Source organism: Actinomadura sp. KC345, from assembly GCF_004348515.1.
Classification (GTDB): Bacteria; Actinomycetota; Actinomycetes; order Streptosporangiales; family Streptosporangiaceae; genus Spirillospora.
This window is the reverse complement of record NZ_SMKH01000023.1, coordinates 1-15142: the sequence shown is the minus strand read 5'-3', so window position 1 is coordinate 15142 and position 15142 is coordinate 1. Positions and strand designations below refer to the sequence as shown.

13 protein-coding genes are annotated in these 15142 nt (G+C 72.4%); 4 read left to right on the top strand and 9 right to left on the bottom strand.

Annotated elements, in window-relative coordinates; all coding sequences use genetic code 11:
- The first annotated feature begins 29 nt into the window (after positions 1 to 29).
- Entirely contained in the window at positions 30 to 992 is a 963-nt protein-coding gene (locus E1281_RS06250) for an NADP-dependent oxidoreductase (RefSeq protein WP_207943131.1), read from the top strand.
- Between the two features lie 11 nt (positions 993 to 1003).
- Here the strand turns inward: E1281_RS06250 and E1281_RS06245 are convergent, their stop codons facing one another.
- The 4 genes from E1281_RS06245 to E1281_RS06230 form a co-directional block, all read right to left on the bottom strand.
- Positions 1004 to 3157, bottom strand: coding sequence for an MMPL family transporter (locus E1281_RS06245; RefSeq protein WP_131876182.1), 2154 nt, complete (start codon positions 3155 to 3157; stop codon positions 1004 to 1006).
- Positions 3158 to 3231: 74 nt separating this feature from the next.
- Positions 3232 to 3792: a TetR/AcrR family transcriptional regulator gene (locus E1281_RS06240; RefSeq protein WP_131876181.1), complete on the bottom strand. Its 561-nt coding sequence runs from the start codon at positions 3790 to 3792 to the stop codon at positions 3232 to 3234.
- 110 nt (positions 3793 to 3902) lie between these two features.
- The gene (locus E1281_RS42795) at positions 3903 to 4799 is read right to left on the bottom strand and encodes an N-acetylmuramoyl-L-alanine amidase (RefSeq protein ID WP_207943130.1); all 897 of its coding nucleotides are present in this window, start codon (positions 4797 to 4799) and stop codon (positions 3903 to 3905) included.
- 349 nt (positions 4800 to 5148) lie between these two features.
- Entirely contained in the window at positions 5149 to 8112 is a 2964-nt protein-coding gene (locus tag E1281_RS06230; protein ID WP_131876180.1) for an AfsR/SARP family transcriptional regulator, read from the bottom strand.
- Positions 8113 to 8237: 125 nt separating this feature from the next.
- Between E1281_RS06230 and E1281_RS06225 the strand changes: the two genes are divergently transcribed.
- Positions 8238 to 9545, top strand: a complete 1308-nt coding sequence (locus tag E1281_RS06225) for an FAD-binding oxidoreductase (RefSeq protein ID WP_131876179.1) — start codon at positions 8238 to 8240, stop codon at positions 9543 to 9545.
- 109 nt (positions 9546 to 9654) lie between these two features.
- Here E1281_RS06225 and E1281_RS06220 read toward each other — a convergent pair whose 3' ends face one another.
- Entirely contained in the window at positions 9655 to 10467 is an 813-nt protein-coding gene (locus E1281_RS06220; RefSeq protein WP_131876178.1) for a crotonase/enoyl-CoA hydratase family protein, read from the bottom strand.
- 8 nt (positions 10468 to 10475) lie between these two features.
- On the bottom strand, positions 10476 to 11249 hold the full coding sequence (locus tag E1281_RS06215) for an SDR family NAD(P)-dependent oxidoreductase (protein WP_131876177.1): 774 nt from the start codon (positions 11247 to 11249) through the stop codon (positions 10476 to 10478).
- A gap of 161 nt (positions 11250 to 11410) precedes the next feature.
- Here E1281_RS06215 and E1281_RS06210 point away from each other — a divergent pair, with 161 nt between their 5' ends.
- Together E1281_RS06210 and E1281_RS06205 are read left to right on the top strand one after the other, a co-directional pair.
- Entirely contained in the window at positions 11411 to 12259 is an 849-nt protein-coding gene (locus E1281_RS06210) for an SDR family oxidoreductase (RefSeq protein ID WP_131876176.1), read from the top strand.
- A 30-nt stretch (positions 12260 to 12289) separates the two neighbouring features.
- Positions 12290 to 13309 (top strand): DNA topoisomerase IB, encoded by a 1020-nt coding sequence (locus tag E1281_RS06205; protein ID WP_131876175.1) that lies wholly within the window; start codon positions 12290 to 12292, stop codon positions 13307 to 13309.
- Between the two features lie 81 nt (positions 13310 to 13390).
- Here the strand turns inward: E1281_RS06205 and E1281_RS06200 are convergent, their stop codons facing one another.
- Genes E1281_RS06200 through E1281_RS06190 form a run of 3 tightly spaced genes read right to left on the bottom strand, consistent with a single transcriptional unit; the run spans position 13391 to position 15032 of the window.
- Positions 13391 to 14152 (bottom strand): metallophosphoesterase, encoded by a 762-nt coding sequence (locus E1281_RS06200; protein WP_131876174.1) that lies wholly within the window; start codon positions 14150 to 14152, stop codon positions 13391 to 13393.
- Positions 14149 to 14394: a BON domain-containing protein gene (locus tag E1281_RS06195; protein WP_131876173.1), complete on the bottom strand. Its 246-nt coding sequence runs from the start codon at positions 14392 to 14394 to the stop codon at positions 14149 to 14151. Before E1281_RS06195 ends, E1281_RS06200 begins: the two co-directional genes overlap by 4 nt.
- A gap of 17 nt (positions 14395 to 14411) precedes the next feature.
- The gene (locus tag E1281_RS06190) at positions 14412 to 15032 is read right to left on the bottom strand and encodes a nucleotidyltransferase (RefSeq protein WP_243716648.1); all 621 of its coding nucleotides are present in this window, start codon (positions 15030 to 15032) and stop codon (positions 14412 to 14414) included.
- Between the last annotated feature and the right edge of the window lie 110 nt (positions 15033 to 15142).

Sequence of the window (15142 nt, the reverse complement as noted above, 5' to 3'; positions counted from 1 at the left end):
GTCTGCCGCCCGGCCCATACGGTCGTCGCATGACGGAAGAATCCCCACCGGCCGAGCCGCCGGGAACGATGATGGCGGCACGCGTCCACGCCTTCGGCGGGCCGGACGTGATCCGATACGAGCGTGTCCCCCGTCCGGTTCCCGGGCCCGGCGAGGTGCTCGTGCGAGTGGCCGCCGCGGGCTTCAACCCCTCGGACATCGGTTTCCGGGCCGGCTATATGCAGGACATCGTCCCGATGGACCTGCCATTCATCCTCGGTTCCGAAGCGGCCGGGACGATCGTCGAGACGGGAGAAGGCGTCGACCGCTTCCTGGTCGGCGACCAGGTCATCGGCCGACTCGACGGGGGCGGGGCGGCGGCCGGCCATGTCACCGCATCGGCCACCGGGCTTGCACCCGCACCGCGCGCCATCCCGCTCGCCCACGCCGCGGCGATACCGGTGGCCGGCCTCACCGCCTGGCAGGGGCTGTTCGAGCACGCGCGCCTCGGACCGGGCACCCGGATCCTCATCAACGGCGCGGGCGGCGGCGTGGGCATGTTCGCGGTCCAGCTCGCGGCGCACACCGGAGCGCACACGATCGCCACAGCCGGCCCACGTAGCGCGGAGCGGGTCCGGGGCCATGGCGCCGGACAGATCATCGACTACACCCGTTACCCAGTGCACGAGGCACTGGACGCCCCGGTGGACGTGGTGTTCAATCTCGCCGCGATCCCGCCGGGGGACGCGGCCGAACTGTGCGGGGTGATCCGGCCGGGCGGTTCGCTCGTATCGATCACCGTCCCGGTGGAGGCCCCGTCCGGCGCCGGGGTGACCAGCACCCACTTCGTGGCCCGCGACGATCCCGGGCAGGTCGCCGAGCTCGTCGCCCTCGTGGACGCCGGCGTTCTCCGGGTCGACATCTCCGCGGCCGTGCCCCTGGCCGAACTCGCGGCGGTGCACCGCGACGCCGAGGCCGGTCTCACCGGCGGCAAGACCATCATCGTCCCGTAGAGGAGGCCGGTCTAGGGTTTGGTGGCGTGTTGCTTGTGGGCGGGCTCGGCGAGGGTGTGGCGGAGGTTCTCTCCTTCGATGTCCAGGTTGGGGAGGGCTCGGTCCAGCGGGCGGGGCAGCCACCAGGCGGCGCGTCCGAACAGGGACATGACCGCCGGGACGAGGGTCATGCGGACGATGAACGCGTCGATGAAGACACCGACCGCCAGCGCGAAGCCGATGGACTTGATGATGGGGTCGGGCGTCAGGACGAACCCGGCGAACACCGCGCACATGATGAGGGCGGCGGCGGTGACCACGCGGGCGTTCTGGCCGAGGCCGTTGATGGTGGCCTGGCGCGCGGTGTCGCCGTGGACGAAGTCCTCCCGCATCTTGGAGACCAGGAACACCTCGTAGTCCATGGCCAGGCCGAACAGGATGCCGATCAGGATGATGGGCAGGAAGCTGACCAGCGGGCCCGGGGTGTCGACGCCGACCAGGGACGCCAGATGGCCCTCCTGGAAGACCGCGGTGGTGAGGCCGAACGTCGCGCCGACGGTCAGCAGGAATCCGGCGGCGGCCTTGAGCGGCACCAGGATGGAGCGGAAGACCAGCATCAGCAGCAGGACCGACAGGCCCACCACGAGGAGCAGGTAGACGGGCAGGACGTCGGCGAGCTTCTCGGAGATGTCGATGCCGAGCGCGGTGGTGCCGGTGAGCGAGATGTCCGCCCCCTGGACGCCGGCGACCGCGTCGCGGATGGCGTGGACGGTGTCCTCGGTGGCGGCGTCGCTGGGGCCGCTCTCGGGGACGACGGCGACGAGCGCGGTGGTGCCGTCCTGGTTGAACTGCGGCGGGACGACCGCCTGCACGCCTTCGACGTCCTTGACGCGCTGGACGGTCTGCTCGGCCGCCGGACGGGTGGCGTCCGGGCTGTCGCCGCTGACCACGGTGATCAGGCGTCCGTTGAAGCCGGGACCGAATCCTTCGCTGGTCAGGTCGTAGGCCTGCCGCTCGGAGGTGTCCGTGGAGGCGGTCCCGGCGTCGGGCAGCGCGAGGCGCATGTCCTGGACGGGGAGGGCCAGCGCCCCCAGGGCCAGGATCCCGGCCAGCAGGACGGGCACACGCAGCCTGGAGACGCCTCGTCCCCACCGGAAGCCGAAGCCCTCCTTGGCGGGGTGCCCGGCGGCGCGGCGCCCGCGAGGAAGGATCCTGTCTCCGGCGAAGGCCAGCACGGCGGGCAGCAGGGTCAGGGCGACGAGCACGGCGACGGCCACGGTGCCCGCTGCGGCCAGGCCCATCGCGGTCAGGAACGGGATGCCGACGACCGAGAGTCCGGCCAGGGCGATGACCACGGTGGCACCGGCGAACACCACGGCGGACCCGGCGGTGCCGATGGCGCGTCCGGCCGCCTCCCGCCGGTCCAGGCCGTCCATGAGGTGCTGCCGGTAGCGGGACGTGATGAACAGCGAGTAGTCGATGCCGACGGCCAGGCCCAGCATGAGCGCGAGGATCGGTGTGGCGCTGTTGAGGCTCACCGAGCCGGTCAGCGCGTACAGCCCGGCCATCCCGACGCCGACGCCGACCAGGGCGTTGAGCAGGGTCATCCCCGCGGCGACGAGCGAGCCGAAGGTGACGATCAGGACGATCGCGGCGACGCCGACCCCGATCGCCTCGGCGGCTCCGGCGCCGGGCGGTTCGGTGACGACCTCGCCGCCGACCTCGACGCGTAGCGTGCCGTGGTCTCCTTCGGCGATCTCCTTGTAGGCGGTGCGCTGGTCCTCGGTGATGTCGGCGAGTTCGCCGGCGAACTGGACCTGGACGAGGGCGTACCGGCCGTCTGGCGAGACCGACCTGGCCTGGAAGGGGTCCATGGCCGCGGCGACCCCGGGGATCTCGGCGGCCTGCCGGACGACGGGCGCGACCTCGCCCGGAGACAGCCGCTCGTTCTGCGGAGCGGCGATGACGACGGTACCGGTGGCGCCGGTGGCCTGGGGGAACCGCGTCTCCAGGGCGTCCATCGCGCGCTGGGACTCGGTGCCGGGCATGCGGAACTCGTCGGACGTCGGGCCGCTGAACGCGGCCGCCGCCACGCCCAGCACGCCCAGCAGGACCAGCCAGACGAGAACGACCGGGCCGCGGCGCCCGAAGCACCATCGGCCCAGCCGGTACAGCAGGGTCGCCATCGGAAGCCTCCCTTGGAGATCGGTGGTGAGGGCGGCACGGACCGGCCGCGGGTGCGGCGGTCGGCGGGTACGGGTCAGGCGCGGCCGCGCCCTAAGGCGCGGAGCGCGCTGGTGGTCAACGACGCGCGCAGGGTCGCGTCGTCGAACGGCAGGCGCTCGACCGCGGCCCCCGCCGCGAAGATGCCGCCCAGCACCAGGTGCGCGGCCACCCGCGCCTCCGGCCCGGGCGAACGGCCCGCCACCGCGTCGACCAGCCGGTCGTCGACGCCGTCGACCCCGTCGATGCCCAGGTCGGGCAGCGAGGTGACGTCGGCCAGGTTGTCGAACAGCAGCTTGATCTCGCGGCGGTACCGGAGGGTGAGATCGACGAACCCGGTGACGGCGGCCTCGGCGACGTCCCGGTCGTCCAGGGGGGCGAGGCGGCGGTCGAGTGCCACGACCTCCTTGCCGATCGGCAGGAGGAGTTCGGCCAGGATCGCCTCCTTGCTGCTGAAGTGGTACAGCAGCGACGCCTTGGAGCAGCCGGCGTCGGCGGCGACGTCCGCGAGCGACGTCCCGCGGAAACCCCGCTGGGCGAACAGTTGGACGGACGAGTCCAGGAGCCGTTCTCTCAGACCGGAGGGCGAGCGAGCCATGAAACGAACATACCTGTCCGAACGGTCAGTTCTGACCGTTCGGACAGGTATCGGGGTGTGTCACCCGTCACCCATCCCGCGGGGCGGGCCGGTGCGGGTCGCGCCGGGGCTCAGGTGGGCCAGGCGAACGCCTTGGCGGAGCCCGAGCTGATGCGGGCGGTCTCGGTGCCGTAGTGGATGACCTGGAAGCGGACCCGGTACCCGTCGCCGACGGTGTCCGCGGCGACGTTGTAGTGGACGAAGGTCGAGCCCCCGCTCGCGACGTACTCGCCGATCGGGCCTCCGTCGTAGTCGCCGCCTGACTCGGCGTGCTCGATCGCGCGGGCCTGCACCTCGGTGCCGGGGGCGAGCCCGTCGATCTTGACGTTGGCGTTGAAGGCGTACCTGGCGGGGCCGACGATGAAGGACGAGCCGCCCTGGTCCCAGTGGTGGTGCTCCTGGTCCGAGTACTCCTTGCCCCAGGTGACCGTCACCCATGTGTTCGGCGGGAGGTCCTGTGCGGCGCTCATCCCGACGGAGACGTAGTCCGGCATGTCGTCCTCCTCTATGTCGGCGGGCATCCCGGCCCGCACCCAGGCGTACAGCTCGTCCCCGGGGCAGCTCGTCGCGTACACGTCGCGGTGTCCGAGCTTGGCGAGGCCGCGGCCCGTGCGGCGGGCCGCCTCGTCGTACAGCCACCGGATGGACCGCTTGGCGGCGGCGGTGGAGTCACCGTCGCGGCCGATCATGCACACGCCGATGCCCGAGGTGTTGTGGTCCGGCGCGTGCGCGCCGACGACCAGCCATCCGCGTCCCTCGTAGATACGGCCGCTGACGTCGACCAGGAAGTTGTACCCGATGTCGGACCAGCCGTTGCCGTCCATGTGGAAGTCCTGGATGCCGCGCACGGACTGGCTGGTCGGGCCTTCGGAGTAGTGCACGATGAACTCGGTCCGCTGCGACCAGCCGACCGAGCTTCGGGAGCCGGGTGCCCGGGCGCCCCATTCCGCCCGGCTGATGATGTCCATGGCCTCCCCCGGGGGGTCGATTTGGTGGACGAGCCTACGGGCCTCCAGCGCCAAGCGACGCCCAGTAGCCAAAACCGTGCGTTTTGTGCGCTTTATGAGCGGCATGGGCATGAGCTTGGGCGGCGGGGCCGTCTCCCAGGCGGCGCGCCAGTTCCGCCTGGACAAGGCGTGTGGAGCCCCCAGCAGGCGGTGCCCATGCCGGCGACGACGAACTGGTCGGCGTACGGGACGAGACGGTGATAGAGATCACGGGGGTCCGGGGTGCCCAGGCGGGCCGCGACCAAACCCCAGACCGGGATGAGGAAATCCCCGACCCAGTCATCGGGGATTTCGGTCCCCCACCGGGCGATCAGCTCGCGGGCCATCGCGGGGCGGTCCGCCTCCACGGTCGCCAGGACGGCGACGGGACGCAGCGGGACCAGGCCGGGTTCCCCGGCGGTGGCCACCAGCTCGTCCAGCATCTCCGGGACACGGCCCTGGGCGCGGCGGCACGTGAACGTAGTGACCAGGCGCCGGAACCGGCCGCCCCAGAGCGTCGAGCCGACCGCATGTCGTGCGCGAGCAGCTCCTCCGCCTCGTCCCACCGGCCGTCAAGGGTGCTGCGCGCGGTCTGCGCGACCCGGACCATCGACTCCAGTTCCGGACGGGGCGTCCTGTCCAGCAGAGTCCCGCAGCGTGCCAGCTCGCGGTCCCAGCCGGGCAGGTCCCCGTCGCGCAGCAGGCACGACATCAGGAAGACGCGCGCCATCACCTCGCCGCTGACCGGAAGGCCGGGCAGGTGCGCCAGTTCCTCCGCCGCCGCGCGCCGCGCCGCGTTGCGGCCGGGGCGGAACGCCGCGAGCAGGTAGTTGTTCAGCGTGCGGGCGAGGAGCGGGCCGTCCCCGGTCGTCCTGGCCAGCTCGACGGCCTCGGCGGCGAAGCGTTCGCCCTCCGCGCTGCGCGGGCCGTAGTGGAGTTCGAGGGCCAGGGCGCCGAGCAGCGCCGCCCTGCCGGCATCGGGGAGCGGACCGTTCAGCAGGCCCTCGATGGTCGCGACCATCTCCGCGTCGACGACGCCGTACGGTCGCCAGTTCCACAGGGACGGCCCGCCGATCGCGGCGACCGCCGGGATCAGCGCGTCCCGGTCGCCGATGTCCCGCGCGATCCGGATCGCCTCCTCCCAGTCGCGGCGCGCCTGCTCCGGCCGTCCGACGGTGCGGCGTGCCTGCCCCAGCTCGGTGAGGATCCGGGCCCGTTCGGCGTCCCTGCCGGGCGGGAGGGCGGACAGGGCCAGCGCCCAGAGGTCGGCGGCCTCGGTGTGCGCGAGCTGGCCGGTCGCGTGCCGGGCCGCGCGTGAGGCGTGCTTGACGGCCTTGTCCGCACCGCCCAACTTGGCGGCCTGCGCGAAGTGGTGCGCCAGCGTGGCCGACTCCGCCTCGGGGAGGACGGGTTCGAGCGCCTCCCCGACGCGCAGGTGCAGCCGGGACCGTTCGAGCCGGCCCAGCCCCGCGTAGAGCGCCTCCCGGACGAGGGCGTGCGCGAACCGGTACTCGGCGCCGGCGGGGGTTGACCCACCGGGCTCGGACCCCTCGGGCGGCTCGACCAGCAGGCCGGTCGCGACGGCCGGCTCCATCGCGGCCATGACCTGCTCGGGCGTGCTGTCCGTGACGGCCTCCAGGAGGTCGACGCCGACGTCGCGTCCGGCGACCGCGGCGGCGTGCAGGAGGGTCCGCGTCTCCTCGGGCAGCCGGGCGGCACGGCGTTCGATGACGTCCCGCGCACCGCTCGGGACGGTCCCCTCGCTGCCGCGCAGGCGCAGGACCTCGCCGAGGTAAAAGGGGTTGCCGCCCGTCCTCGCCAGCAGCCGCTCCGCAAGGCCGGGCTCCTCGCTGACGCCCTTGGCGCGCAGGTAGGACGCGACATCGCCTGCGGTGAACGGGCCGAGATCAACGCGTTCGGCCGACCGCGACAGCGCGGCCAGGGTGTCGCGGAGGGCATCCGGGTGGTCGCCCGGTTCGGGACGGCTCGTGACGAGGACGAGCAACCGGTGCCGGGCGGCCGCGTCCGCCACGAAGGTCAGGAGGCGCAGCGACGACACGTCCGCCCAGTGCAGATCGTCCAGGACGACCGCCAGCGGGGTCTCATCGCTCGTCAGGACGTCCAAGACCTCTTCGTACAGGGCGAACAGCGCGGCGCCGGGATCCTGCCGCGGAGAGAGGGTCTCCATCGAGAGCAGGCCGGACTCGTCCCCGGCCTCCCGGACGATCTGCCGCCACGGCCAGAAGGCGGGGGCCGTGCCGTCCGCGCAGCGTCCCCAGGCGAGCCGGAAGCCGCGGGCCGCGGCCAGGTCGGCGGCGGCCCGGACGAGCCGGGTCTTGCCGATCCCCGCTTCCCCGGTCACCAGGACGGCGCCGCCGCGGCCACGCCGTACCTCACCGAGCCGCCGCTCGATCAGCGCCATCTGCGCCGACCGCGCGACGAGGCCGTCCCCGACCGGTTCCGCCGGCCGGGCCGCCGCCGCACGCGGGGGCTCGGGAGGGAGCTCGCGCGATGGGAGCCGAAGGGCGGGCGACTGGTCGAATACCGAGCGTTCCAGGTCCTGCAACTCCGGTCCCGGACGTAGCCCGAGGTCGTCCGAGAGGCGGGCCCGGACGCGGCGCAGCGCGGCGAGGGCGTCGGCCTGGCGCCCGGCCCGGTAGAGGGCGAGGACGAGCAGCGACCACGCGCGTTCCCGGTAGGGCCCGTCCTCGACGAGCGCCTCCAGCCCGGGAATCAGGGACGCGGACTCGCCGAGTGCCGACCGCGCGTCGAACCGGTCCTCCTGGGCGGCCGCGCGCAGTTCGGTGAGCCGGGTGCGGACCGGCCGGGCGAACTCCCGGTCGGCGAACTCGCCGAGAGGGTCACCGCGCCACAGGCCGAGGGCCCTGTCCAGGATCTCGACGGCCTCCGCGTGCGCCCCGAGGGCGAGAGCCGCGTGCCCCTCGTCCACCCAGGCCGTGAATCGCCACAGGTCGACCTGTCCGGGCGGGACGGCGAGCTGGTAGCCGGGCTCGCGGGTGAGCAGGACCGACGGCGGTGTCCGAGGCGCGCGATCGGGTTCCAGGACCTTGCGAAGGTGCGCGATGTAGGCCTGGAGCGTCCGGGTCGCGCGTGCGGGCGGCTCACCTGCCCACAGCTCGTCGATCAGCCGGTCCAGGGAGACGACGCGGCCGGTCTCGATCGCCAGCATCGCCGCCAGCTCACGCTGCTTGCGCGTGCCGAGGTCGAGCACTCGTCCCGAGCCGTCCGCGACCTCGAAGGGGCCGAACAGCCGGAACTCCGGTCCCGCCGCCATCCGCCCTCCTGACCGCCCTTCCGCATCGTCCGGATCCTCAGCCTACGGGCACCTCAACTCGATCCCAGCCCGATCCCAGCCGCCTGCGGGCACCGTGGACCCATCGACGGCGAAGAGGAGAGGCCATGAACATCGGGGACGAACTGCGCGGCGCGGTCAGGGGCCGGGTCTTCACGGCGGGCGACGGTGGCTTCGAGGCGGCACGACGGCCCTGGAACCTCGCGGTGGATCAACCCGTCCGGGCGGTGGTCGAGGCCGCCGACGCCGACGACGTGGCCGCGCTCGTCCGACATGCCCGGCTCGCCGGGCTGACCGTCGCGACGCAGCCGAGCGGCCACGGCGCGTCCGGCGACCTCGGAGAGGTGATCCTGCTCCGCACCACCCGCCTGGACGAGCTGGAGATCCGCCCGGACGAGCGGATCGCCCGCGCGGGCGCCGGCGTCACCTGGGGACGCGTCCTGGAGGTGGCCGGCCCGCACGGCCTGACCGGGCTCGCGGGCAGCAGCCCGGTGGTGACCGTCACCGGCTACACGCTCGGCGGCGGGCTGAGCTGGTTCGGCCGCAAGCACGGATGGGCGTCGGCCGCCGTCCGCGCGTTCGACGTCGTGGACGCCGACGGCTCCCGCGCACGGGTGACGTCCGAAACCGACCGGGATCTGTTCTGGGCACTGCGCGGCGGTGGCGGCGACTTCGCGATCGTCACCGCCGTCGAGTTCGCCCTGCACCCGGCGCCGCGCCTCCACGGCGGCCGGATGCTGTGGCCCGCCGAGCAGGCGCCGGCGGTCCTTGACGCCTACCGCGAGATCACCGAGGGGGCGCCGGACGAGCTGACCGCCTGGTACGAACTTCTGAACCTCCCGGGCGCGGCTCCGCTCGTGGCGATCGACAGCGCCTTCCTCGGCGCGGGGGCGGAGGCCGAGGCGCTCCTGCGCCCGCTCGACAAGATCACCGGCAGGATCTCCGATTCCCGCGCCGCGCTGCCGGTCGCGGACCTGGGAACGATCACCGCCGAGCCGACCGACCCCGGTCCCGGGCGGTCCCGCGCGGAACTCCTGACGGAACTGACCGGCGAGGTGGCCGCCGCGCTGCTGGAACGTCCTGTCGATCCGCTGCTCAGCGTCCAGCTGCGGCACCTCGGCGGCGCGCTGGCCCGCCCCTCCGGCACCCCCGCCGGGCACCTGGACGAGCCGTTCGCGCTCTACATGTTCGGCGTCCCCGGCGAGGACGGCGGGACGGCGGTGCGCGCCCGCCAGCACGAGATCGCGAACACCCTCGTCCCGTACACGACCGGCCGCAAGCCGTTCACCCTCCTCGCCCCGGGGGAGCGCGCGGCGAACGCCTTCACGCCCGGCGTACTCGACCGGCTCCGCGTGCTGAAGCGCGCCCGCGACCCGCACGGCGTCCTCCGCAGCAACTTCCCCGTCCTCGCCTGAGGACCGGTCACCCGGCGGGCACGACCCGGCCGCCGGGCGCCTGCGCCACAGACGCCGAGGCGCCCGGAACCGATCGGTTCCGGGCGCCTCGGGCGGTCGGGCGGCGGGACTACTCGCCCTTCCAGTTCGGCTTGCGCTTCTCGGCGAAGGCCGCCGGTCCCTCCTGGGCGTCCTTGGACCCGAAGACCGGGATGGTGATCTCCTGCTGCTTCTTCCACGCCTCGGCCGACGTCCAGTCCGCGGACTCGACGATGATCCTCTTGGTGGCCGCGAGCGCCAGCGGAGCGTTCTCGGCGACCTTCAGGGCCAGCTCCTTGGCCGCCGCGAGCGCGCCGCCCGGCTCGGTGAGCCGGTTGACGAACCCGAGCTCGGCCATCCGCTCCGCCGGGTACTTCTCGCCGGTGAGGGCGATCTCCATGGCGATGTGGAACGGGATGCGCTTCGGCAGTCGCAGCAGGCCGCCGCCCCCCGCCACCAGGCCGCGCTTCGGCTCGGGCAGCCCGAACTGGGCCTCCCGGGAGGCCACGACCATGTCGCAGGACAGCGCGACCTCGCAGCCGCCCGCGAGCGCGTAGCCCTCGACGGCGGCGATCAGCGGCTTGGCCGCGGGACGCTCGGTGATGCCGGCGAACCCGCGTCCCTCGACGATCGGGTTGTCGCCCGTCAGGAAGCCCTTGAGGTCCATGCCCGAGCAGAACGTCCCGCCCGCGCCGGTGAGGACGCCGATGGACAGGTCCTTGCGGGAGTCGAGCTCCTCGACGGCCGCCGCGATGCCCTGCGCCACCGCGCCGTTCACCGCGTTGCGGGCCTCGGGACGGTTGATGGTGATGACGAGGACGGCACCGTCCTCTTCCGTAAGAACAGCCGCGTTTCCGGGGGGCGTGGGGGGTCGTCCCCCCTCGGACGATACAGCGTCGGTCATTCAGTGCCTCACTTCGGCTGGAAGCGGATGCCACCGTCGAAACGGATGGTCTCGCCGTTCATGTAGTCGTTCTCGATGAGGGACTTGACGAGGTGCGCGAACTCCGACGCCTTGCCCATCCGCTTCGGGAACGGCACGGGCGCGGCGAGCTTGGCCTTGAACGCGTCCGCGGCCTCGCCCTCGCCGTAGATCGGGGTGTCGATGATGCCGGGGCAGATGGTGTTGACCCGGACGCCGATCGCGGCGAGGTCGCGCGCGGCCGGGAGCGTCATGCCGATGATGCCGCCCTTGGACGCCGAGTAGGCGAGCTGCCCGGTCTGGCCTTCGAGACCGGCGACGGACGCGGTGTTGACCACCACGCCGCGGGCGCCGTCGGCGTCGGCGGGCTCGGTCTTGGAAATGGCGGCGGCGCCGATCCGCATCAGGTTGAAGGTCCCGATCAGGTTGATGCGGATGACGGTCTCGTACGAGGCGAGGTCGTGCGGGGAGCCGTCGCGGTTCACGGTCCGCGACGCCCACCCGATGCCGGCGCTGTTGACGATGACGCGCAGCGGCTTGCCGGTGTCGACGGCGGCCTGGACGGCGGCCTGCACCTGTCCCTCGTCCGACACGTCCGTCTTGACGAAGACGCCGCCGACCTCGTCGGCGAGTGCCTTGCCCTTGTCCTCGTTCAGGTCGGCGATGACCACCTTGGCGCCTTCGGCGGCCAGCGATCGGACGGTGGCCTCGCCGAGGCCGCTCGCACCACCGGATACGACGGCGGAAACTCCGTTCAGGTCCATAAGCAGCACCTTACGTCAGGGACCGAATGTGGTTCGGATGATGTTACCCAGAAGTCACCGCGCGCTCTGCTCACACCCCTGCTGATCGCGGAGCCGCGTTGTTACCCAAGAGTCACAATAGGGGAACGTTTCCTCCGGCCGCCTCGGGGCACCCGCCTCCCATGAGCGAACGACCGCCACAGAGCCAGCCGTACCCGGGACGGACCGGGGACATGGCCCCCGAACCGCGCGACGAGATGCGCGACTACACGGGAAGCGGCCTGCTGAGGGACCGCCGCGCACTTATCACCGGCGGCGACTCCGGCATCGGGCGCGCCACCGCCGTCGCGTTCGCCAAGGAGGGCGCCGACGTCGCCATCACGTACCTGGAGGAGGACGACGACGCCCGCCACACCGCGCGCCTGGTCGAGGCGGCCGGGCGCCGCTGCGCCACGTTCGGCGGCGACATGGGCGAGGAACGGCACTGCCGCGAGGTCGTCGAGCACACCGTCCGCGCCCTCGGCGGGCTGGACGTCCTCGTCCTGCACCACGGCACGCAGACGCCGGTGAAGGACGTCCGCGAGATCGACGACGCGCAGCTCCGCCGGACGTTCGAGGTGAACGTCTTCGCGCTGTTCTGGACCGTCCAGCAGGCCCTCGACCACCTGGGACCCGGATCGTCCATCGTCATCACCGGGTCCATCAACGGGCTGCGCGGCAACAAGACGCTCATCGACTACTCCGCCAGCAAGGCGGCCGCGATGACGCTCATGGAGTGCCTCGCGCAGAACCTCATGGACCGTGAGATCCGCGTCAACTGCGTCGCCCCAGGCCCCGTGTGGACGCCGCTCATCCCCGCCACGTTCGACGAGGAACGCGTCGAAAGCTTCGGGCAGAACGCGCCGATGGGGCGGCCCGCCGATCCCGACGAGGTCGCGCCTTCCTACGTGTTCTTCGCGTCCAACCGCCTGTCGTCGTACTACACCGGGCAGACGCTGGTGCCCGCAGGCGGCGAGATCCATCCGGGTTGAGACGGGTCCCACGAGATGGAGTCGCGCCAGATGAAGTTGCGCCGCAGTGACCCTGGCGAGCCCGGCTTCGGACGGCGGAAAAGCGGCAAGGGCTTCACGTATCTCGGTCTCGACGGCCGTCCCTTGGACGACCCGTCCGAGAAGGAGCGGATCAAGTCGCTCGTGATCCCGCCCGCCTGGACGGACGTGTGGATCTGCCCCGACGCGGACGGCCACATCCAGGCGACCGGCACGGACGCGGCCGGACGGCGCCAGTACCTCTACCACCAGGCATGGCGCGAGCAGCGCGACGAGGAGAAGCACGAACACGTCCTGGAGCTCGCCGACCGGCTGCCCAAGGTGCGCACCACGCTCACCGAGCACCTGGCCGGACGGGGCTACGCCCGGGAACGCGTCCTCGCCGCCGCCGTCCGCCTCATCGACCTCGGATTCTTCCGGATCGGCGGGGAGTCCTACGCGTCGGAGAACGGCACGTTCGGGCTCGCCACCGTCCTGCGCGAGCATGTCACCTGCCGGCGCCGCGAGGTCGCCTTCGAGTACCCGGGCAAGGGCTCGAAGGAGAGATACCAGTCGGTCGCGGAGGAGGACGTGTGCAAGGTCGTCAGCGGCCTCAAACGCCGCCGCGACGACTCCCCCGAACTGCTCGCGTACCGCACCCGCGGCGGCTGGCACAACGTCACGACCACCGACATCAACGACTTCATCCGGGAGGTCACCGGCGGCGACTTCACCGCCAAGGACTTCCGCACCTGGCACGCGACCGTCCTCGCGGCGGTCGGGCTCGCCGTGTCGGTTCGCGCCGGGAGCAGCGACACCGCGCGGAAGCGAGCCGTCGTCCGTGTCGTGAAGGAGGTCGCCGCCTATCTGGGCAACACCCCGGCCGTGGCGCGGGCGTCCTACATCGACCCGCGCGTCATCGACCTGTACGAGGACGGCCGTACGATCGCGCCCGCCTTGAGCGAACTGGGCGTGGAGACCGCGGAGGGGGAACTCGCCACACAGGGGCCCGCCGAGCAGGCCGTCCTGGACATGCTCCGCTCTGCGGGCTGATGGTGGACGATCGCGAGATCCCTCCCCTCCACGAGATCTCGCGATCGCCGGCCCACCGGCCCCCGTATCGGGATCGTGGCTTCACCAAGCGGAGACGCTCTCCCTGGCGCGTTGCCGGGCGATGACCTCAGGTCTGTCCAGGTGGTACAGCGCGTAGGCGTGCTGGAGGACGGGCAGAGCGACGTTCCTCACCCGCACCCCACCCGGTGTGAGGCCCTTCTCCGTGCCCTTGTGCGCGTGACCGTGCACGGCCAGGTCGGCACCGGCCGAGTCGATCGCCTCGCCCATCAGGTAGCTGCCGAGGAAGGGATAGATCTCCAGTGGCTCGCCTTGGAGGGTGTCCTCGGCGGGTGAGTAGTGGGTCAGGCTGATGATGACGTCGGCGTCCAGTTCGAGGAGCGCCGTGCCCAGCCGTGCGGCGAAGTCCTTGGTGGGCTTGACGAAGGCCTTCATCTCCGGCTCGCCGAAGTCGCCGGCGCACTTGCCCTCGAATCCGCCGCCGAATCCCTTGCCGCCGGCGATGCCGAGCCTCGTCCCGCCGCAGTCCAGGACCGTCCCGTCCCCTTCCAGGACCGTCACCCCGGCGTCGCGCAGCACGTCGGCGATCTCCTCTTCCGCGTCGGAGTGGTAGTCGTGGTTGCCGAGGACCGCGACCACCGGGACGCCCGCGTCGCGCAGTTCGCCCGCGGCCACCCGGCCTTCCTCGACCGTCCCGTGCCTGGTCAGGTCGCCGGCGACCAGGAAGACGTCCGCCTGGTCGGCCAGCGCGGACAGATGCGGCCGGTACGTCCCGGCGACCTCGGGCCCGACGTGCAGGTCCCCCGCCGCGGCCACGCGGATCATGAAAGCCTCTCTTCCCCGTCCGGCTCGCCGACCGCGACGACATGCACCTCGTTGCAGACCTCACGTCCCTCGGCGGCGGCGCGGGCGGCGTCCTCGACGTCCCGCCGCTGCTCCTCGCTCACCACCTCGCCGCGAAGATGCACCACGTCGCCGCGGACGTCGACGCGGATCCCCAGCTCGTACGCCTCGGTCGCGAGCCTCTCCTGGATGTGCGCGGACACGTACCCGGGCAGATCCGTCATGCCATGGCCCCTCTCGGTCACAGGACACCCTCCTCGATGACGCCGAGCCGGGTGAGCAGGGTCAGGAAGGCGTAGGCGTACGGGGACCGGGCGGTCTCCGCGGCGACCTGCCGCCAGTCCACCTGCTCCCTCAGCGCCCGGCTCACGTGCAGGAACCCGCTGAAGTCGCAGGCGGTCTCGGTGAACGCCAGCAGCCGCATGACCACCAGATCGGTGGCGGGCAGGACCGGCATGAACACCGCCCCGACCGTCATCTCCTCCGCGCGGCCGAGCAGTTCCCCGTCCACCGGACGCCCGGACGGGGTGTGGATCAGGTCGACGAGGTGTTCGCCGTCGTACGCCTTCTCCAGCCAGTTCTCCGGACTCTCCAGATGCGTCATGCCCACGCCTTCGAGCGCGTCCAGTGCCGCCTGGACGTCGCGCTCACGCACCACGAAGTCGACGTCGTGCGTCGACACGGCCGCGCCGTGCGCGTAGGCGGCGAACCCGCCCGCGAGCGCGTACCCGATGCCGGCGTCCCTCAGCGCTGCGGCGGCACGCTTCAGGCTCAGCAGCAGCCCGGCCGCCACGCCGCCCGATCCGGGGCCCGGCCCCGCGGTACCGGACCCGCGGCCCATGAGCTCGGGTTCCGTCGGCACAACCCCCACGCGATTCCTGGTCGACAACGGTTGCGACGCCGGTACCCGACAACACGCAGCTCATGCCTCCCCGCTCCCCGCCCCTGGCCCCGGCCAGGCGGGGACTGGGT